Source organism: Herpetosiphon giganteus, from assembly GCF_016907925.1.
GTDB classification, from domain to species: Bacteria; Chloroflexota; Chloroflexia; order Chloroflexales; family Herpetosiphonaceae; genus Herpetosiphon; species Herpetosiphon giganteus.
On sequence record NZ_JAFBCZ010000026.1, the window covers coordinates 42024 to 62221 of the forward strand.

At 50.0% G+C, this 20198-nt stretch carries 22 protein-coding genes and 1 riboswitch; of the genes, 14 read left to right on the top strand and 8 right to left on the bottom strand.

What is annotated here, in order from left to right; genetic code table 11:
• Nucleotides 1-242: 242 nt before the first annotated feature.
• Nucleotides 243-1277: an STAS domain-containing protein gene (locus JOD20_RS19890; protein ID WP_204756949.1), complete on the top strand. Its 1035-nt coding sequence runs from the start codon at nt 243-245 to the stop codon at nt 1275-1277.
• Between the two features lie 46 nt (nt 1278-1323).
• Nucleotides 1324-1719: an SET domain-containing protein gene (locus tag JOD20_RS19895; protein ID WP_204756950.1), complete on the top strand. Its 396-nt coding sequence runs from the start codon at nt 1324-1326 to the stop codon at nt 1717-1719.
• Between the two features lie 36 nt (nt 1720-1755).
• Here the strand turns inward: JOD20_RS19895 and JOD20_RS19900 are convergent, their stop codons facing one another.
• The 4 genes from JOD20_RS19900 to mce form a co-directional block, all read right to left on the bottom strand.
• Nucleotides 1756-2154: a hypothetical protein gene (locus tag JOD20_RS19900; RefSeq protein ID WP_204756951.1), complete on the bottom strand. Its 399-nt coding sequence runs from the start codon at nt 2152-2154 to the stop codon at nt 1756-1758.
• A gap of 119 nt (nt 2155-2273) precedes the next feature.
• The gene (locus JOD20_RS19905; RefSeq protein WP_204756952.1) at nt 2274-2765 is read right to left on the bottom strand and encodes a protease complex subunit PrcB family protein; all 492 of its coding nucleotides are present in this window, start codon (nt 2763-2765) and stop codon (nt 2274-2276) included.
• 117 nt (nt 2766-2882) lie between these two features.
• On the bottom strand, nt 2883-4166 hold the full coding sequence (locus JOD20_RS19910) for a citrate synthase (RefSeq protein WP_054532525.1): 1284 nt from the start codon (nt 4164-4166) through the stop codon (nt 2883-2885).
• A gap of 139 nt (nt 4167-4305) precedes the next feature.
• A complete protein-coding gene (gene mce / locus JOD20_RS19915; RefSeq protein WP_204756953.1) occupies nt 4306-4728 on the bottom strand; it encodes a methylmalonyl-CoA epimerase in 423 nt (140 codons plus the stop codon).
• Nucleotides 4729-5349: 621 nt separating this feature from the next.
• On the opposite strand from mce, the gene JOD20_RS19920 reads away from it, so the two are divergent.
• Nucleotides 5350-5901, top strand: a complete 552-nt coding sequence (locus JOD20_RS19920; RefSeq protein WP_204756954.1) for a TetR/AcrR family transcriptional regulator — start codon at nt 5350-5352, stop codon at nt 5899-5901.
• Nucleotides 5891-7165, top strand: coding sequence for an MFS transporter (locus tag JOD20_RS19925; protein WP_204756955.1), 1275 nt, complete (start codon nt 5891-5893; stop codon nt 7163-7165). The genes JOD20_RS19920 and JOD20_RS19925 overlap by 11 nt, the downstream gene beginning before the upstream one ends.
• 50 nt (nt 7166-7215) lie before the next feature.
• On the opposite strand, the gene JOD20_RS19930 is transcribed toward JOD20_RS19925, so the two are convergent.
• Nucleotides 7216-7713 carry a hypothetical protein gene (locus tag JOD20_RS19930; RefSeq protein WP_204756956.1) on the bottom strand — a complete coding sequence of 166 codons (498 nt, stop codon included), beginning with the start codon at nt 7711-7713 and terminating at the stop codon, nt 7216-7218.
• A 420-nt stretch (nt 7714-8133) separates the two neighbouring features.
• On the opposite strand from JOD20_RS19930, the gene JOD20_RS19935 reads away from it, so the two are divergent.
• Nucleotides 8134-8766, top strand: a complete 633-nt coding sequence (locus JOD20_RS19935; protein WP_204756957.1) for a hypothetical protein — start codon at nt 8134-8136, stop codon at nt 8764-8766.
• Here the strand turns inward: JOD20_RS19935 and JOD20_RS19940 are convergent.
• From JOD20_RS19940 to fabZ, 3 genes are all read right to left on the bottom strand, one after another.
• Nucleotides 8760-9329, bottom strand: a complete 570-nt coding sequence (locus JOD20_RS19940) for a GIY-YIG nuclease family protein (RefSeq protein WP_204756958.1) — start codon at nt 9327-9329, stop codon at nt 8760-8762. The genes JOD20_RS19935 and JOD20_RS19940 overlap by 7 nt on opposite strands.
• Before the next feature lie 217 nt (nt 9330-9546).
• Nucleotides 9547-10278: a response regulator gene (locus JOD20_RS19945; protein WP_204756959.1), complete on the bottom strand. Its 732-nt coding sequence runs from the start codon at nt 10276-10278 to the stop codon at nt 9547-9549.
• A gap of 39 nt (nt 10279-10317) precedes the next feature.
• Nucleotides 10318-10743, bottom strand: coding sequence for a 3-hydroxyacyl-ACP dehydratase FabZ (gene fabZ / locus JOD20_RS19950; RefSeq protein WP_204756960.1), 426 nt, complete (start codon nt 10741-10743; stop codon nt 10318-10320).
• Between the two features lie 173 nt (nt 10744-10916).
• Here fabZ and JOD20_RS19955 point away from each other — a divergent pair, with 173 nt between their 5' ends.
• The 9 genes from JOD20_RS19955 (at nt 10917) to metK (ending at nt 20160) form a co-directional block, all read left to right on the top strand.
• Entirely contained in the window at nt 10917-11897 is a 981-nt protein-coding gene (locus JOD20_RS19955) for a polyprenyl synthetase family protein (protein ID WP_204756961.1), read from the top strand.
• A 262-nt stretch (nt 11898-12159) separates the two neighbouring features.
• Nucleotides 12160-12618, top strand: a complete 459-nt coding sequence (locus JOD20_RS19960) for a GNAT family N-acetyltransferase (protein ID WP_204756962.1) — start codon at nt 12160-12162, stop codon at nt 12616-12618.
• Between the two features lie 80 nt (nt 12619-12698).
• Nucleotides 12699-13904 (top strand): NAD(P)/FAD-dependent oxidoreductase, encoded by a 1206-nt coding sequence (locus JOD20_RS19965; RefSeq protein ID WP_204756963.1) that lies wholly within the window; start codon nt 12699-12701, stop codon nt 13902-13904.
• A 106-nt stretch (nt 13905-14010) separates the two neighbouring features.
• A riboswitch (SAM riboswitch) is annotated at nt 14011-14110 on the top strand.
• A gap of 49 nt (nt 14111-14159) precedes the next feature.
• On the top strand, nt 14160-15227 hold the full coding sequence (mtnA, locus tag JOD20_RS19970) for an S-methyl-5-thioribose-1-phosphate isomerase (RefSeq protein WP_239583962.1): 1068 nt from the start codon (nt 14160-14162) through the stop codon (nt 15225-15227).
• Complete coding sequence (locus JOD20_RS19975; RefSeq protein ID WP_204756965.1) at nt 15205-16224, top strand: hypothetical protein; 1020 nt, start codon at nt 15205-15207, stop codon at nt 16222-16224. Before mtnA ends, JOD20_RS19975 begins: the two co-directional genes overlap by 23 nt.
• A 57-nt stretch (nt 16225-16281) precedes the next feature.
• Nucleotides 16282-17238 (top strand): carbohydrate kinase family protein, encoded by a 957-nt coding sequence (locus JOD20_RS19980; protein ID WP_054532513.1) that lies wholly within the window; start codon nt 16282-16284, stop codon nt 17236-17238.
• A 112-nt stretch (nt 17239-17350) separates the two neighbouring features.
• Complete coding sequence (gene ahcY, locus JOD20_RS19985; protein WP_204756966.1) at nt 17351-18613, top strand: adenosylhomocysteinase; 1263 nt, start codon at nt 17351-17353, stop codon at nt 18611-18613.
• Between the two features lie 110 nt (nt 18614-18723).
• A complete protein-coding gene (locus JOD20_RS19990) occupies nt 18724-18873 on the top strand; it encodes a hypothetical protein (protein ID WP_204756967.1) in 150 nt (49 codons plus the stop codon).
• Nucleotides 18874-18942: 69 nt separating this feature from the next.
• Complete coding sequence (gene metK, locus JOD20_RS19995; protein ID WP_239583963.1) at nt 18943-20160, top strand: methionine adenosyltransferase; 1218 nt, start codon at nt 18943-18945, stop codon at nt 20158-20160.
• Nucleotides 20161-20198: the final 38 nt, after the last annotated feature.

The window sequence follows — 20198 nt, forward strand, 5'->3', positions numbered from 1 at the left end:
GGCGAGGGGGGCACTCGTTTTTACCAAGGATTTTTCCATGAACCACGGCGTTAAAGCCCCTCGCCCGTTGGACGGGAGAGGGGTTGGGGTGAGGGGATCAGGCCGTGGTTAACCTGATGAACCACTACAATTCGGCAGAAACGGTACTAGCGCACTACCCACTTAATCGCTCTTGCATACAGCCGCAAAACTCTGTATGCTTAGAGCGATTCTCCCCTTCCAACCGCAAAGGTAGGTGCGCAATGTCGCAACCCACAGAGCAAGAACTGGTTACCAAACGGCTCAAAACTACGGTCTATTGGTTGCTCGGCGGCTCCCTGATCTCATTATTTCTGTATCTGTTTATGGGCGATTTGGTTGCGGTTGCCAGCTTTACCGTTACCAGTGGGTTGTTAGCCACGGCATTTTGGCTCATCCAACGCCAATACAATCAGCCAGCAGTGGTCTTGATGAACATGGCAGCCTTGAGTTTGGTAATTGTTGGCTCGTTTCGCTTTTTCACCTTGCTCTCAATCGCCACCGTGACGATTATTTCAATTGTGCTGGTGCTGCCGTTTGTTGATAGTAAGCGCTTGCTCGGAATTTGCGGTTTGGCATGGGTCGTCAGCATCGTCAGCATCACCAATCGCCTGCGAATCGATCAAGTTGCTGGCTCTGAGATGCCAGTTCGCGTCATTCTCAACTCGCTCTCGATTTTGATCATTATGGGCTTGCTTTGGCAAATTCACCGCCAATTGACCACTAGCCTCCAAGCCAGCAACAGCGCCAACCAAGCCTTGCGCGCCAGCCAACAATCGCTTGAACAGCAAATTGAGCAACGCACCTCAGCCTTACAACGGGCCTTGCGCGATGTCCAAGCCCAAGCAGATAGCCAAGCGGTGTTGGCTCAACAGTTGGCCGAACAACAAACCACCATTCGCAACCTCAGCGTGCCAATTTTGCCAATCACCCAACATAGCTTGGTCGTGCCCTTGGTTGGGGCCTTGGATGCAGAGCGCTTGAGCACCTTGGTTGAGCAAATTTTGGCCAATCTCAAAAGCCAACGCACCCGCAACTTGATTCTTGATATTACTGGCGTGCCAACCTTGGATCGTGATGCAGGCCGAACGTTGCTCAAAGTGAGCAATGCAGCCCGCTTGTTAGGAGCAAGCACGACCCTGATCGGCGTGCGGCCCGATGTGGCCGAAATGCTGGTGAGCATCGGGCTGGATTTGCGCTCAATTCGCAGCGAAAAAGATTTGCAAAGCGTGGTGTATAGCCTCGTGCAAACATCCTAATATCTGCTATGATCGCACCAATTCAGCCAGTTCACAAGGATTTTGTATGTTGCTCGTTGCTAGCTACCTTGCCCAAAGCACCATCCATGGCATCGGCGTATTTACGGCCAATTTTATTCCCGCCAACACCATTATTTGGGAGTTCAATCCAGCAGTCGATTGGCGCATGAGCGCCGACGACGTTACGGCCTTTCCTGAACCCTACCGGAGTGCATTCACTGCCTATATGTATGTTGATGATGAGGGTTATTATGTTTTGTGCGGTGATAATGCGCGCTATTTCAATCATTCAGCAACGCCCAATTGCGATGATGCAGGAGCCTACACCCGCACCGTGCGCGATATTCAAGCAGGCGAAGAATTGACCTGCGATTATTTTGTGTTCGATGAAATTACCCGCCAGCACGGGCTTGAGGTCAGTAGTTTTGTTCGGGTCGAGTAATCTACCAAGCTGCCTGATGCCGCAGGCAGCTTTCAGTTAGCGTAGCGCCAAACCGCGCCGCACACCCACCAAATAGATCCCAAAGAGCAGCACCATCACACTATCGATAGCAATGGCGATGCCTGCTTGTTGGCCTAGATAGCGCGAACCTTGGGCCAAAACCAAGCCGATAAATACCAACTTGCTGCTCCCAGCAATCAGCAAAATCAACGGACGCTGAGCCACATTCCAAGCCCCATACAACAATAAAATCCCAATTAGCGTAATCAGCGCACCCCAATTCCGCACCACAACTTCGACCAATGGCCCACTCATGGTCTCGCCAAAGTTCGATTGCAAAGCCGATTGGGGATTAATCGCTGCCATGATCATTGAACATGTCAATAATCCAGAAACCAGCATAATCCACTTCATGTTGTGCATAATCCAGCGCATAAGACCTCACACAGCTAAACAAATAGGTGGTTATGATAGCATGGTTTAGCGTAGCGCTTAACAAACTTAACTACTTATTTTGAGCCAAATGGGCACATTCGAGCAAGCTTTTGACGACGTTATGGAAGAATGGTCTTATTGATCGCTAGCACTTGGTCTGTTGCGCTATCAATCAATTGCAATGTTAATGGAGTATTTTGTGTCATAGCTGCTTGTTGCACCTGAACAATCGAAACTGGTGAATGGGTTCCGCCTTCAGTAAACGTATCAGGGGCAGGAACTGAAATATCAGCATAAACAAAAAGCGTCGTAGCTTCAAGCGTTATGGTACGAATAACAATCGCCTCGCCACCCTGCGAGCGCAGCCCAAGGAAACAGGCCAGCAGCAGCATATTTGGTTGCTGCTTGGCTTGAATTTCCCCGCGCACTTGCGAATTAACCATTGCCTCTAATGAATCATCAGCCGTATCAACTGGCTCCAACAGACACATGGGCGTAGATTGAGCATATTGGCCAGCAAAAGTACCTTCCCAATTGCTAAAATCAATCACGCTACTGAAGGTGATCGGCGTAGCTTTGGGTGTTGCTGAACCACAACTAACCATGCTCATCAATAACCACAAGTAACAAAACCTGGCTAGCATAGCAAATCAAACCTTCTAGTTAACCAACAAACGCCCGCCGGAGCACTCTCCAGCGGGCGTTACGATCACCATTACAATCTAGAATTAGCCGCGTTTTTCGACTGGGACGAAATCGCGGGCATCGTAGCCAGTGTAGATCTGGCGGGGACGCGCAATCGAGGTTTCCTTGTCGTTGTGCATTTCATCCCATTGGGCCAACCAACCCACCGTGCGTGGGATGGCAAACAACACCGGGAACATATCGACAGGGAATTTCATTGCTTGGTAGATAATGCCCGTGTAGAAATCGACATTGGGATAGAGTTTGCGTGAAACGAAATATTCATCTTCCAGCGCAATCTTTTCAAGTTCCAAGGCAATGTCGATCATTGGGTTGCGCCCAACGACTTCAAACACATCGTAGGCCAGCTTCTTAACGATTGCAGCGCGGGGATCGTAGTTCTTGTAGACGCGGTGGCCGAAGCCCATCAACAAGACTTCACGATTCTTGACGCGGCGAATGTAATCGGAGACATTGCTGGCGGAACCGATTTCTTGCAACATGCGCAGCACTTGCTCGTTTGCGCCACCATGCAGCGGGCCATACAACGCAGCAGCAGCAGCAGCCATCGCCGAATAAGGATCGACGTTTGAGCTACCAACCGAGCGCATTGCATTCGTGCCACAGTTTTGCTCATGGTCGGCATGCAAAATAAACAAGACATCCAAGGCTTTTTCCATAATTGGATCTGGTTGATAGGGATCGGCCTTTTGGAACATCATCTTCAAGAAGTTGCCAGTATAGCTCAGCGAGTTATCGGGGTAGACATAGGGCAAGCCCATGCGTTTGCGATACGCATACGCCGAGATTGTGGTTACTTTGGCAATCAAACGGGCAATTTGCAAGCGGCGGGTTGCTGGGTCTTTGATGTTTTTAGCTTGAGGATAGAAGGTTGACATCGCGCTCAGCGTGCTAATCAACATCCCCATTGGGTGGGCATCAAAGTGGAAACCATCCATCAACTTTTTGATATTTTCGTGGACCATCGTGCGGTGAGTAATTTCATGCACCCAGCCATCAAGTTGTGGTTTGGTTGGCAATTCGCCGTTAAGAATCAAGTAGGCGGTTTCGAGGTAGCTGCTACTATCGGCCAATTGCTCAATTGGGTAGCCGCGGTAGCGGAGAATCCCAGCGTCGCCGTCGATATAGGTAATTGCGCTACGGCATGATGAGGTGTTATTGAAGCCTGGATCGTGAGTCATAAGCCCAAAATCTTCAGCATCGGCTTTAATCTGACGTAAGTCGAGGGCGCGGATGGTGCCATCGACGATGGGCAATTCGTAAGTTTTCCCAGTACGATTATCGGTGATCGTCAAGCTGTTAGTCACCAGCGACCTCCTAAAAGCTTAGAACAAAGCTGAGGCGACATTGCCTCAAAAATTCTGATTGGTGTGTCATTGTAACATAAGCTGCCCAACATTCGTTGCTAAAATAGGCCTTTATGACGCACCATGTTGGCACACTGCGTTAGATTATAGGTTTGGGATGTTCGACCAACTCGGTTAACACGCCATGCAGGGCTTTTGGGTGCAGAAAGGCAATCCGAGTTCCATGAATGCCAGGTCGTGCTTCACGATCAATCAAGCGCACACCTTGGGCTTGCAAGCGCTCCAAAACATGGTCAATATGCTCAACTGTATAAGCAATATGATGAATGCCCTCGCCACGTTCTGCCAAAAATTTAGCAAACGCCGCTTCTGGGCTGGTTGGGGCAATTAATTCCAATAATGTACCACCCACGTTGCCAACCGCCACCCGCATATGGCGTTCGGGCATTTCGATAATTTCCCATTGATCGAGCGCCAAGTGATCCCGATAGCTGGCAATTGCTTGCTCCAAATCGTGCACCGCCAAACCAAGATGATCAACCTTCGTGAGCAATTGCTCCATTGCAGCCTCACAAGCACATTCCAAAATCAGTCTTTTTAAGTGTACCGCCACCCCGATCAAACGTAAAGGCAAGGGGCGAAGGATGAAGGATGAAGGCAGAAATCAAAATGATCAGGCTATGGGCTGGTGGCTTTGTGTACTAGTTCATTCGGTTAACCACGGCTTGATCCCCTCACCCCAACCCCTCGCCCACGTGGCGGGCAAGGGGCTTTAACGCCGTGGTTCTTGCGCAATACGTCGGTAAAAACCAGTGCTCCCCCTCGCCCGCGTTCAGTGGGCGAGGGGGTTGGGGGGTGAGGGCATGCCATTGGTTGCCAACCTAATGAGCTAGTACACATAGAGCATAGAGCATAGAACATAGAACATAGAGCATAGAACATAAAAGTCAGAAATCAAAAGTCAAAAGTCAAAATGATCAGGCTATGGGCTGGTGGCTTTGGACTATCGGAATGAATAATCTGTGCAATCTGTGCAATCTGTGGCCAAAGAAATTAATCTTCGCGTTCTTCGCGGTTCCCTCAACCTGCCCCCAACAACTGATCCCTGACCGCTTCATTGCCTCTTGACAACCGTCTGCGCGGACGGTATAGTACCGTCTAGGTAGACGGTATGGAGTATTCTATGACCAAAAAAGACCCGCAGGCAACCAAAGCCAAGCTTTTACATGCCACGGTTGCAGTGATTATGGCTGATGGTGCGGCCAATTTGACCCTTGAAGCAGTTGCCAAAGCAGCGCAGGTGAGCAAAGGTGGCTTGCTGCATCATTTTCCCACCAAAGAGGCGTTATTTTATGGCTTGCTTGAGTTAGGCAAACAAGCGTGGGAGACATGCTTGGCTGCTGAATTAAGCAAAGAAGCAAGCGATCAACTGGGCTATTGGCATCGTGCCTATATTCATGCCAGCTTTAACCAATCGCCTGAAGATATTCAAATCTTGCATGCTATGCGGCGGGTTGTCTCAATCTATCCCAGTTTATTTGAGGCTTGGCGCGAAGCCTACGCCCAACCAATTTTGATTCCTGCTGACGATCGGCTAGCGTTAGGCCGTTCATTAACGATTCAACTGGCCTGTGATGCGCTGTGGTTTAGCGAATTGATTGGTTTGCCAACCATGCCCTCAGCCACTCAACAGGCCCTTTACAGCGAATTATTGAGGTTAACTTATGAGCATTGATTCGCTCACATCAAATAATCCAACCGAAGATTGGTCGCACATTAATTGGAAGCCGCGCTTTTTTGCGGTTTGGCTGGGCCAAGCTAGCTCCTTGGTTGGCAGCGCCCTCACCCAGTTTGTGCTGATCTGGTGGATCACCCAAACCGTTGGCTCGGCTCAATCGCTGGCAATCGCTGGCATGATGGCGCTGCTGCCGCAAGCAGTCTTTGGGCCAATCGGCGGTATTATCGCCGACCGCTGGAATCGACGCTTCATTATGATTAGCAGCGATTTAATCTCAGCGCTCAGTATGGTTGTTTTGATTGTGCTGTTTGCCACTGATCAGATTCAGCTGTGGCATATTTATACCTTGATGTTTCTGCGCAGCACGATGCAGGCTTTTCAAAGCCCTGCTGCAACCGCAAGCACCAGCCAACTTGTGCCAGCCGATTGGCTAACTCGCGCCGCTGGCATGAACCAGATGATCTATGGCTTGATGAGCGTGGCCGCTGCACCACTTGGGGCCTTGGCGATGAGTGTTTTTTCGCTCGAAGGCGCATTGATGATCGATGTGGTCACGGCGCTACTCGCAATCACACCATTGTTGTTCTATAAAATCCCTCAAACCATGCAAACCAGCGAAGAGCAAGTGAGCATGTGGCAAGATTTCCGCAGCGGCCTCGCCATGGTTATGAGCAATCGCGGCTTAGTGCTGCTGTATGGCGTTACCTTATTGATGGTTGCGGTCTTAATTCCAGGTTTCGTGCTCACTCCGCTGTTAATTCAGCAAGAATTTGGTGGTGGTGTTGAACGGGTTGCCTTGATGGAAGGAGTAGGCGGCCTGGGTATGATCATTGGCGGCGTGATGATTAGCCTCATTCAGTTTCCAATGCGCCGAATTGTGTTGGTGCTAGTGATGTTTGCGCTTTCGTCGGCCATGGTTGGCTTCACTGGGATGGTGCCAGGCCCACTTTTTTGGATAGCGGTTGTGCTGTGGTTTATCAGCGGCGTAACCTATACAATTGGCAATGCGCCAATTATCGCCATCATTCAAACAATTGTTCCCAACCAACTGCAAGGCCGCGTGCTCTCGCTCTATTCAACCATGATTGGGCTGGCAGGGCCAATCGCTTTGATTTTTGTCGGGCCGCTCAGCGAATTAATCGGCATTCGCATGATTTTTATTGCAGGAGGTTTTCTGGCAACGCTCGTGTGTATGCTCGGATTTTTATCACCCAACATTTTGCGCATTGAGCAAAAACCGGTTCAGGTCGAGCAACATTAATGGTCAAGCGGCTTCCATGAATTGCATGGAAGCCGCTTAATTATTTGCGCTTAATCACATGGCTCAGATAAAGGATACGACTCAGAATAGGCCGCTAAAAGGTCAGGATCACGCCAAACCTGATCAAATAGCGCATTAATTTGTTGCACATCGTCAATCAATTGCAGCAAAAAATCATTATTAAACGCAAAATCGCCAGCAGCTTCAATGCTCACATGATCAACTGAATTCAACGCATAGACTACCTGAATATCGCCACTTCTGCCCTGTACTTGAAGCTTCAAGCGAAAATTATTAACTTCCATATAGGCAAAATCGCTGTTCAATTCTGCATCATGGGTGCGCAGTGTCAGCCACGGCCTAAGCTGTTCAGCAAAGCGCTTAAGGGTTGCGCGATTAAACCAACAATCAAAATGATCAACCTGAAGCCAACGATCCTTGATCCGAATGTGCACCAAGACGCGTTGCTCACGCAGATCAAGCTCAACAAAATGCAAGCCGAGCCGCTGCGTAGTACCCAAACCAATGATTAATGGTTTAATCTCCATTCCTTTTTCCTCCAAATCTATACGCCGATTAATGAACAGCTTGCTTGGAATATTAATTCATATTTTATTTTGCCAACATTAGACTAGGTATGCTAAACTAGCGATCAATACAATTATGGGGCTGCCCGATTCTTCCCCACGGGCATATGCATGGATACAATCGAATTCATCCACCTCCAACCTTCCGACGAGATCGAAATCATTATCAACGGAATCCCACTACTCACCCATGTTGCCAACATCGAACAACATTCGCTCGATCCTCAAGACCCAGATCAAAAAGCTGGCGATCATATCAATATTCATATTGATGATCTGGAGCAATTGAATCCCCAAAGAGGATATTTATTATGTCATGCTACTATACCACTTCTGATCTGTTCATGTGGGTGGTGTGGTAATCCATCAATTATGAGCCATATGACCGTCACAAACGAGTTAGTTATTTGGCATAATTTTGATGATAATCAGAACAGGCGGCCCTATCCATGGGTATATACTGGGCTTGGCCCATTTACCTTTGATCGGCAGCAATACACTAGAGCGTGGCAACAAGCGGCCCAAGCGATCTTTTCAAACGTGATCGGATCCGATTTATTCTATGATGGTGGGTATTATGGGTGGGCGCTTCGCATTAACAATAATCATACGGCGCTGCCTAGTGCTGGCCAAGCAATTAGCCTGAATTATGCAAACACGACTGGCGAATTTCGTTGTGTTGATCGCTATCAGGAACATCGCTGGCGGCTTGATTTCATGCGTGAGCATGGGTATTTAGCTCGCGAAGGTGCTAGCCATTACGAACGAATCCTCCTTGCTCACGATTCAACCATTTTTGCGCAGTGGTTTGGCGCAAAACTTGATGATTATGTGCAATTATGGCAAAATTCGCGCTTGCACACCAAGCTTTTCAATCCAGGTCAATGGGATGTTGCCCAAGCCTATATCATCACCTTACCAATCGCGTTGAGTGTACTTGTTCCTCAGCAAAGCTACCAAGTTGTAGAAGCCATCGATTTAACTATCGAACGCTATCAGCGCTTGCTTCAATGATGTAAATCGGCCTGAAGGATTGCCTGTTCACGGAGCCGTTTAAGCATTGTAACAAACGGGTGGTCATTACCGTTAATATTCAGTGGCAAAGCATATTGTTGGAGAAGCTCGGGTTTAATCAACCAAGGCTGAGGATGCACAAGCCACGAAAGACCAGCGTTGGCCTCTAACCATTGCGATAGGCGTTTTTCGCCTGCACCAAAAGCTACATACTTGCTCGGGCCATAAGTAGCCAACTTTAGATTAAGCTGTTCGCTGAGCAGGCAACCTAAACTCAAGCGCAAGGTTGAACTATTCGCCCGACCAAGCATATGGTCGCGCAACCGTTTGCGCAGATTTTGGCGCGAAGTAGGGTTATTCCTAGCAGGCGAGATTCCCAGATAGAGCAATGTCCAGCCATCAACTTGTAAACAGCCTACACTTGGAACTTGCGGCGGAATCGTTTTAAACCACCAGCCATAGATCCCAGGCTCAACTGGAATAAGCTCAGGCGTAGCTAAAAAGTTAACCACAGGCAAAATCTTTTTTGGTTGTAGTAGCTGCTCAACAGCTTGATGATCCATCTTAACTCGCTTCTCTAGGTGGAACTTATCTTTTTCAGCAACACACAATTTAGGTACTTTCCCTCACCCCAACCCCTCTCCCGTCCAACGGGAGAGGGGCTTTAAATCCATGGTTCTTAGCAATTCGTCGGTTAAAACTTCTGCTCCCCCTCGCTCGCGTGCAGTGGGAGAGGGGGTTGGGGGGGTGAGGGAAACACGCCTGTCAATTCAACGAAAACTATTCCTCGCTCTTTTTCTTGAAATCGACGAAGCGATAGCCAACCCCACGCTCGGTCAAAATATAATGCGGGTTGGCTGGATCTTGCTCGATTTTTTGGCGCAAGTAGGTCACGTACAAGCGCAAATAATGGCTTTCATCACGATATTCCGGCCCCCAAACTTTGGCAAGCAAGGTTTCGTGGGGCATTACAAAGCCAGCATTTTGCACCAGATGATAGAGCAAACGATATTCGGTTGGGCGCAGGCTAATTCGTTCGCCATTGACCAACACTTCACGCCGATCAAAATCGACTGTCAAGCGATCATCGATTTTGGTAGTTGAAACTGCTTGAGTTGGAGTCACATAATGGCGACGCAACACGGCCCGCAAGCGGCTCACCAACTCGCGATGGCTAAACGGCTTGCCAATGTAATCATCAGCGCCAAGCTCCAAACCACGAATCCGATCATCTTCTTCGTCTTTGGCAGTGAGGAAAATCACCGGAATTGCAGAAAACTCACGTAAGCGGCGCAAGGTTTCGTAGCCATCCAAGCCAGGCATCATAATATCCAACAGCACAGCGTCGGGCATATCTTCGCGCACTTTTTCAAGCGCTTTGCGGCCATTTTCGGCGCTAATCACGCGGCAACCCTCGGCTTCGAGATTTACGCGCATAAATGTGACCAGCCGTGGTTCGTCATCAACCACCAGAATGAGCTTATCGCGTAGCTCAACATTGAATGTATCCACAACAGACTCCTTCTGTAGGCGAATGTTTAAAGGCAATACTTAATCAATAATTGCAAACATCAGCCCACCTTCGGCAACCAACGTGCCATCAACTGTGGCTTTGGCTTGGCCCTTACCAATGCGGCGGCGCATTTTATCGAGGCTTACTTCTAATTTCAGTGTATCACCAGGTGTAACCGGGCGCTTAAAGCGAAAATCGTCGATGCCAGCAAACATCACAATTTTGCCTGCATACTCTGGCTGGCGCAAAATGATAAATGCCCCGACCTGCGCCAAAGCTTCAACAATCAATACGCCAGGCATCACAGGCCGCCCGGGAAAGTGGCCAACAAAGAACTGCTCGTTCATGGTGACGTTTTTTAGACCAACCGCGCGCACGCCATCCTCAAGCTCTAAAATGCGGTCGATCAACAGAAACGGCGGGCGGTGGGGCAGGATGGCCAAAATATCCTCAATATTAAACATCGCAACACTCCTAGCGGCTTTCAAAACCTCTCACAAAGCTCTCAGATAGCCTAGCCTCTAGTGTAACCGAGCCTAAAGCCAGCGGCAAATCCGTTGACGCTGCTATGGTTTTCGGGTATGCTTTGGCTACGCGATAACTTTCACAAACACCGAATTTATGTAGGAAGCGTGCTATGACGCACACATTAAAACAATTGGAAATCCCAAGCACGTTACGCAATGATCTGCAGGCCGTCGAAGATCGCATTATGCATCGGGTCGAATCCCAATCGGCGCTGATCACGGCTGCTGGTCAACACCTTGTTAGCTCTGGTGGTAAGCGTTTGCGGGCCATGATGGTTCTGCTTGCTTCACAATTAGGCCAGTACCGCTTGAGCGATAGCTTGCATGCAGCAACCGCCGTTGAGTTGATTCATGCAGCGAGTTTGGTTCACGACGATCTAGTCGATGATGCCGACCGCCGCCGGGGCAAAGTTACCGTCCATGCCAAATGGGATCAGGGCGTAGCATTGATGGTTGGGGATTACCTGTTTGCGGTTGCTGCTGGCGAAATGGCGCTAGCTCCCGACCCACGGGTGATTCAGATTTTCGCTGAATCGGTTATGACGATTTCAGCCTCTGAATTGCACCCCGTCATGGCGACGCTGCCCACAGCCACAGCCCTTGAACAATATTATGCCAAAATTGGCGGCAAAACCGCAGCCTTGTTTGAAGCTGCTGCCGCAGCTGGCATGGTTTGTGGCGGTGGTAGCCCAGAAGAAATTGAGGCTGCTGCCCGCTATGGCTATGATATTGGCTTAGCCTTCCAAATTGTTGATGATATTCTCGATTTCGTCAGCACCGAGGAAACGCTTGGCAAGCCTGCTGGCAACGATTTGCGCGAAGGCACCATTACTTTGCCATTAATCTTGGCAGTCAAGGATCATCACGAACATCCCTTAGTCAATTTGCTTGATCAATACGAGCAGCTGAGCGATGACCAAGTTGAGCAAGCAATTAGCCAAGTTAAGCAGCTTGGTGGCATCGAGCAAGCTATCGCCGAAGCGCGCAGCATTACCCAACGCGGCCTCGCAGCCCTCGATATTTTCCCGCCATCAGCAGCCAAAGAGCTATTGCGCGAAATCTCAGAGTATGTACTCGACCGCCATTTCTAAACTGCGCTAGCTTAATTGGCTAGGGGTTTCTATTTTAAAAACCACCATTTTAGATGCTTCGTTGGGCTTCTACACACCACCAATTGCCCTTTAGGGGGTGCAGGGGGATGAAAACCCTCCTGCGTTCCCCGCCTTGAGGCGGGGCGGAGGGGTGGTGATCAATATCAACTTAAGCAACCCAAATCCATTAATTCAGACCCTGTTGCAATGCAGCAGGGTTTTCTCGTTTAATACAATCTCATGATCATTACTCAAGGAAATAATGATGACAATCGTTCATTTAGCCCCAGTTACCAGCGAAAATTGGCAGGCATGTTGCGAGTTGAGCTTGCCTGCTGAGCAACAAGATTTTGTCGCCTCCAACCTTTATTCAATCGCCGAGGCTCAGTTTTACCCAACGATGCATGTGCGGGCGATTATGACCCAAGCAGATACATTGGTTGGCTTGGCAGTGTATGGCCTTAGCCCAAACACCGATCAATATCGCGTCGCCCGATTGATGATCGATCAGGCCTTTCAAGGCCAAGGCTATGGCCGCGCCGCAATGCAGGCGATTTTGGCCGAGGCAGCAGCGTTGGGCACGATCGATCAGGTCTGGCTAAGCTATCGCGAGCACAACCATGCAGCCCGTTATTTGTATCAATCGCTTGGCTTTCAGGAGCAATCGTGTGATGCGAATGGCCGCATTGTGGCAATGTATTCACTAGCAACCCATAATTAAAGAGCAGCAAGCAGCCAATTGTAGCGGCATAGCGCTTGCTTAATGCCAGCCCAAGCGCACATATCAGGAGCACGCAAACCATGGATTTGAATAGTGGCTATCCGTTTTGGGCCGTTAAAAATGGCTTGTTAAGCACGTATCCTCGTCTACAACAGGATCTCAATTGCGAAGTGGTGGTGATCGGTGGCGGCATTAGCGGCGCGCTGATCGCCCATTATCTGACTGAGGCCAATATCGAAACCGTTGTGCTTGAAAAACGCGAGATTGCTGGCGGCAGCACCAGCGCCAGCACGGCCTTGTTGCAATATGAAATTGATACGCCACTAACCGAATTAGTTAAGTTGGTGGGCGAGCAAAACGCCGTTCGCGCCTATCAACTTTGTCGCGACGCGATTGATAAGGTCTCTGAGGTTGCGCAGAATGTCGGTGTAGCAGACCATTTTTCATATAAGACAAGTTTATATCTTGCTAGTAGTCGGTGGCATGTCAAACAATTACGCCAAGAATATGAACTGCGCAAAGCTAACGGTTTTAATTTGGATTTTTTGGAAAAAGGCGCGATTAGCGAACGCTTTAGTTTTAGCGCTCCCGCAGCCTTATATTCCTACAATGCAGGCGAAGTTGATGCTTTTCAGCTGGCCCACGGCTTATTCAAGCATGCTGCCCAACGTGGCGCACAAATTTTCGATCGCACGAGTGCCAAGGAATGGCAGGCCGATAGTGCTGGCGTGACCGTGACGACTGATACAGGCTGTCGGATTCATGCCAAATATCTGATTTTGGCGGCTGGCTACGAAGCCCAAAACTATATCAAACAAGCATTGGTCAAATTTCGCAGTAGCTATGCAATTGCCAGCGAGCCGTTGAGCGATTTCAGTGGCTGGCACGAGCAATGTTTAATTTGGGAAAGTGCGCGGCCTTATGTCTACCTACGCACCACCAGCGAAGGGCGGGCGATTATCGGCGGCGAAGATGATCGAATTGATATTCCAGCCAAGCGCGATGCTTTACTTGAACGCAAAGCAGCCAAATTAAGCAAACGTTTTAATGAGTTTTTCCCGCATATTCCGCTGCATGTTGATTATCGTTGGGCTGGAACGTTTGGTGAAACCAGCGATGGCTTGCCTTATATCGACAATTTGCCCGACCAACCGCGCATTTTGCTGGCCCTGGGCTATGGCGGCAATGGCATTACCTATAGCATCGTCGCTGCCGAACTGCTGCGCGATCGGCTATGTCAACGTCCAAACCCCGATGCCGCGATTTTTCGGCTCGATCGCCATTGAAGCCAAGTTGGGCAGATTGCCCAAACCACGCTAAAAGCCATTTGTCACAAGCAATTGACTATGCTATAATCGCCAACCGAACTGTGGAATACCAGTGAATACGCGATTCTCATCGAGATGGGCGGAGGGACTGGCCCGACGAAGCCCGGCAACCCCAATTTTTTGGAAGGTGCAAAATCCTGCAGGTTCGGCCTGATAGATGAGTTGATGCATGCGGGCCTCTCTTTTGAGAGGTTTTTTTGTGTAATGCAACCCATGAATGAAGTACCAAAAACCATTTGGTGGGACGACGTGCCCTGTTTGATCGATCAACTGCGCTTGCCAGCAACGCTGGATATTGTGCGTTGTGAGGATTTAAACAGCGTTATCGAAGCGATTCGCTCAATGCAAGTGCGAGGCGCGCCAGCAATTGGTATTACGGCGGCATATGGCATGGCGCTGGCTGCTAAACGCAGCACGGCCCAAACCAGCAGCAAATTGATCGAAAAACTTGCGAAGGCCAAAACCCTGCTTGATGCAGCGCGACCTACGGCAATCAACTTGGCTTGGGCTACGCAGCGGATGCTCGATATAGCACAGGCAAATGCGCAGCTTGAACCCGATCAATTGCGTCAACGCTTATTGGACGAAGCCGAAACCATTCGCGACCAAGATGAGGCTATGTGCCGCGCAATTGGCCAACATGGCAAAACGCTTTTGGCTCAAACGCGCAACGTATTGACCCACTGCAATGCTGGTGGTTTGGCCACTGCCGCCTATGGCACAGCGCTGGCCCCAATTCGGGCGGTGCACGAAGATGGCCAGCCAATTCACGTTTGGGTTGATGAAACGCGGCCATTTTTGCAGGGCGCACGCCTTACCGCGTGGGAATTGCAGCAGGCAGGCATCGATCTTACCCTCATTACCGATAACATGGCAGCCTATTTTATGCAGCAAGGCCATGTCGATTGTATTATTGTTGGCTCGGATCGGATTGCGGCTAATGGCGATGTTGCCAACAAAATTGGCACCTATGGCTTAGCGGTTTTGGCCAAAGCGCACAACATTCCACTGTATGTCGCAGCGCCAACCTCGACCATTGATTTGCAGACTGCCACTGGAGCGGCAATTCCAATCGAGCAACGCTCAACTCAAGAAGTGACCCATATCGGGCAGCAGGCAATTGCCGCAGAAGGCATTAAAGTGGCGCATCCAGCCTTTGATGTGACACCTGCGCACTTGGTTACGGCAATTATTACCGAGCAAGGGATTGCCTACCCGCCCTTTGCCGAACAATTACACACCATGGTCGAGGCTGCCAATGCCGCCAACGCTCGCCAGTGAGTTTCGTTGCCAAGCGATTGCGCCATTTGATCTGCCCTACACCAATCAGGCAAGTGCATGGGCAGCCCAAATGCGATGGACGCAAGGCTATCCAATTGCACCAACTTTTGTGGCTCAGCCCTTGTGGAGTTTGAGCACTCATGGCTTTCCTGGCTTGAACAGTGACCCACATTTTGATCTAGCCCAACTCGAACGTCAGCTTGAAGCCCATCAATTGGCCTATCTCGAAAATACGGTTGGCCATGTGGCAGTTGACAGCGTTGAACAATTGCTTGATCATACACCGTGGCTCAATGATCGCCAATTGCGGCCCCAGGCGTTGGGTTTTGGACTATATGGCCCATTAAGTTTGGGCCTGACCTTGGTCGATGATCAAGAACGCCCGTTGTTGGCCGATCAACGCTTGCGCGAGGTCTTGACACAACATTTACACTTACGGATTGGTTGGCTGGCACGTGAATTACGCATTCACGACATCCAAGGCTGGGTCTGTTTGATTGAGCCATTTTGGAATGCCCAAGCCCAACCATTCAGCCCAATCAGCCAAGCAGAAGCCTATGGCTTGTTGGCCGAAACCATTCAGCATAGCCCAATTGCCTGTGGCATCGCACCAACTGGGGCGGCTGTTGATTGGCAGTTGTTGATCAAAAGCGGCATGCGGGTGTTGGTTTGTGCCAAAGAGCAACGCCAAGATTTGCTGGCCTGTGGCAAGTGTATCAATGAGTATTTGGAAAACGGCGGGGCGATTATTTGGGAATGTTTGCCCAGCGATCCCGCGCAGCTGGCCACAATGACGGTCAGTGATGTGGTCAACGAATGGACTGAATTATTACGTGATGCACTCGATCGCGATATTCTCAACAGTCGCATTCTTGATGGCTCGTTATTAACGATTGCGCAGGGCCTTGCTCAACACGAGCCAAGCCACGCCGATCAAGCGCTTGGCCTGTTGGCCGAGGTTAGCCGCGTCATTCGGACGCACTATAAATTGCAGTGAGCGCTGCTATCCACGTAGCATAGCGGCGATATCGTTACTCATACTAGGAGTTTGTTCGTGCGGATTGTTGTAGCTGGATCAATTGCCTACGATTACATTATGGTGTTTCCCGGGCAATTCAAAGATCATATTTTGGCCGATAAAGTTCACGTTTTGAGCGTGAGCTTCTTGGTAGAGTCGATGAAGCGCATGCGTGGCGGCACAGGGCCAAATATTGCCTATAACTTGGCCTTGCTTGGCGAACGCCCCACTGTCATGGGAACCGTCGGCGAAGATTTCAGCGAATATCGAACATGGCTCGAAAACGCTGGGGTTGATACTGGCTTGATCAAAGTTATCGAAGGCGATTTCACTGCCTCGTGCTTTATCAACACCGACCTTTCCGACAACCAAATCACGGCGTTCTATCCAGGTGCAATGGCTCAAGCCCATCGCCAGCGCTTGCCACTCGATGGCCATCGCCCAGATTTTGTGATTATTGCGCCCAATGATCCTGCTGCCATGGCGCAGTTGGTGATCGAATGCCAAGCCAACAATATTCCCTACTTGTATGACCCAAGCATGCAAGCCCCCCGCATGAACGGCCCTGAATTGCTCGCAGGCTGCCGCAGCGCTGCTGCGTTGATCGGCAACGATTATGAATTTGCCATGATGGCAGAAAAAATTGGCTGTACCGAGGAAGAATTGCATCAAGTCGTTGGCCTAACGGTTGTTACCAAAGGCGGCGAAGGTGCTACAATCTACCACAATGGCCAAGTTTATGAGATTCCAGTGGCCAAGGCAACTGTGGTTGCCGACCCAACTGGAGCAGGCGATGCCTTCCGCGCCGGATTTGTGCGAGGCTACTTGGCAGGTTTGCCCATGCCAGTCGCCGGTCGGATCGCCAGCTTGACGGCATGCTATGCCATCGAGCATCACGGCACGCAAGAACATCGCTACACCAAAGCCGATTTCGTGGCTCGCTACGAAGAAAATTTTGGTGCCGAACCACTCTTAGCTGAATTATTCGGCTAAATCAACCATGGTCATGTCAGTAATGCTACGTTGGTAGCTTACGATTCAGGTATTCAGGGGTGCAGTTCATCCTTCATCCCTTTGACTTCATACTTTTATTAAGGAGTTTTTCGTGGCTAAGGATTTCGATATTAAAGATATTAAGCTCGCCGACGAAGGTATGCGCCGCATTGCCTGGGCCGAGCAAGAAATGCCAGTCTTGCGCCAATTGCGCGAACGCTTCAGCAAAGAACGTCCACTTGAAGGCATCAAAATGTCGGCCTGTTTGCACGTTACCGCTGAAACCGCAAACTTGATGCGCGCCTTGCAAGCTGGTGGCGCTGATATTGTGTTGGCAGCCTCAAACCCACTTTCAACCCAAGATGATGTTGCCGCAGCATTGGTGCAATACGACGAAATCCCCGTCTATGCCATCAAGGGCGAAGATAACGCAACCTATTACAATCACTTGAAAGCCGCCCTTGACCACGCTCCACATATCACCATGGACGATGGTGCTGACCTCGTGAGCGCTGTCTTGAAAGATCGCCGCGAATTGTTGCCAAACTTGATTGGCTCAACCGAAGAAACCACCACCGGTGTGATTCGCTTGCGCGCTATGGCCAACCAAGGCGTGCTCGAATTCCCTGTGATCGCGGTCAACGACAGCCAAACCAAGCACTTGTTTGACAACCGCTATGGCACTGGCCAATCAACCCTTGACGGTATCATCCGCGCAACCAACGTGTTGATCGCTGGTAAAACCGTGGTTGTTGCTGGCTACGGTTGGTGTTCAAAAGGTATCGCGATGCGCGCCCATGGTCTTGGCGCAAACGTCATCGTCACCGAAATCGATTCAATCAAAGCCCTCGAAGCTGCAATGGACGGCTTCCGCGTGATGCCAATGGTTGATGCAGCCCGCATCGGCGACATCTTCATCACCGCAACTGGCGATATTCACGTCCTCGACGGCGAAGATTTCGCTGCCATGAAAGATGGCGCGATCGTTTGTAACTCAGGCCACTTCAATGTTGAAATCGATATTCCAGCTTTGGAAAAAATGGCAGTTGAAAAGAAACAACCTCGCCAATTCATCGATCAATACGTTATGGCCGATGGTCGCCGCATCAACTTGTTGGGCGAAGGCCGCTTGATCAACTTGGCTTCAGCTGAAGGCCACCCAAGCGCCGTGATGGATCAATCATTCGCCAACCAAGCTTTGGCCAGCGAATACCTCTTGACCAACAAAGGCAAATTGGAAAACAAAGTCTACGCTTTGCCAGTTGAAGTTGACCAAGAAATTGCCCGCTTGAAGCTCGCCGCAATGGGCATCAGCATCGATGTCTTGACCGAAGCTCAAGTAACCTACCTCAACTCATGGGAAGAAGGCACCTAGTCTGATTCCGCCGTTGCGGTATAAACCTGAAGTATCAACTGCGATACAATCCAGTAGCAGAATTGGGTTTAGCAATCAACCCAATTCTGCTACATCACAATAGAGCACTTATGCAAGAGATTCCATCCGAATCTGAGGCCAGCGAATCTGAAAATGTTTGGAATATTTTACAAACATTGATTGGTAGCTTAATCATGCCTGAGGATTGGTCAGAAAATCATCACCAGTACCTCTATAGTGATCCAGGACATACTGATTAAACCCCTATTTACGTTTGATAAAGTGTTTGGATACAACCTGCACATATTGCTGCTAGGAGATAAAACTCAATGGACGCAACAACATTTATGCGTGCTCCACAGTTCTTCTTCACCTCAGAATCGGTGACTGAAGGACACCCCGATAAAATTTGTGACCAAGTTTCCGATGCGATCCTGGATGAATTGTTGGCCCAAGACCCAATGTCACGGGTGGCGTGCGAAACCGCTACCACGACTGGCTTGATTGTGGTTCTCGGTGAAGTTACCACCAAGGGCTATGTTGAAGTCCAAGACATTGTGCGCAAAGTCGTCAGCGACATCGGCTACACCCGTGGCAAATTCGGCTTCGATGCTGAAACCTGTGGGATTATCGTTGCCTTGCACGGCCAATCGCCAGACATCGCCCAAGGCGTTGATGTGGCCTTGGAAGTCCGCGACGATCAAGCCAGCCGCGAAGCTGAAATTGAAAAAGTTGGCGCTGGCGACCAAGGTATGGTCTTCGGTTTTGCGTGTAACGAAACCGATGAATTTATGCCTTTGACGATTTCGTTGGCTCACCAATTGACCCGCCGCTTGGCCAAAGTGCGCAAAACCGGCGAGGTCGGCTACTTGCGCCCAGACGGCAAGAGCCAAGTAACCGTCGAATATAGCCACGGCAAGCCAGTGCGCGTTGATACCGTGTTGATCTCAACCCAACACGATCCCAACGTCGATAACGAACGCATCCACAAAGATGTGATCGATTTGGTGATCAAGCCTGTCATTCCTGAAGGCATGCTCGATGAAAACACCAAGATTTTCATCAACCCAACCGGTCGTTTCGTAACCGGCGGTCCAATGGGCGACTCAGGTTTGACTGGCCGCAAGATTATCGTTGATACCTACGGCGGCGTTGCTCGCCACGGTGGCGGCGCTTTCTCAGGCAAAGATTCAACCAAGGTCGACCGCTCAGCTGCGTATGCTGCCCGCTACGTTGCCAAAAACATCGTTGCCGCTGGCTTGGCCGAGCGCTTCGAATTGCAAGTGAGCTATGCAATCGGCGTTTCAAAGCCATTGTCAATTTCGTTCGAAACCTTTGGCACCGCCAAAGTCAGCGACGAAAAATTGTTGGAACTGATCAACAAGCACTTCGATTTGCGCCCAGGCGCGATCATCCGCGACCTTGATCTGCGCCGCCCAATCTATCGCCAAACCGCTGCCTACGGTCACTTTGGCCGTGCCGACATCGATTTGCCATGGGAACGCACCGACAAAGCCGAAACCTTGCGCGCCGAAGCTGGCCTGTAAATTTTAGCTCATTCTAGCCAAGAGCTACCTATAAAACG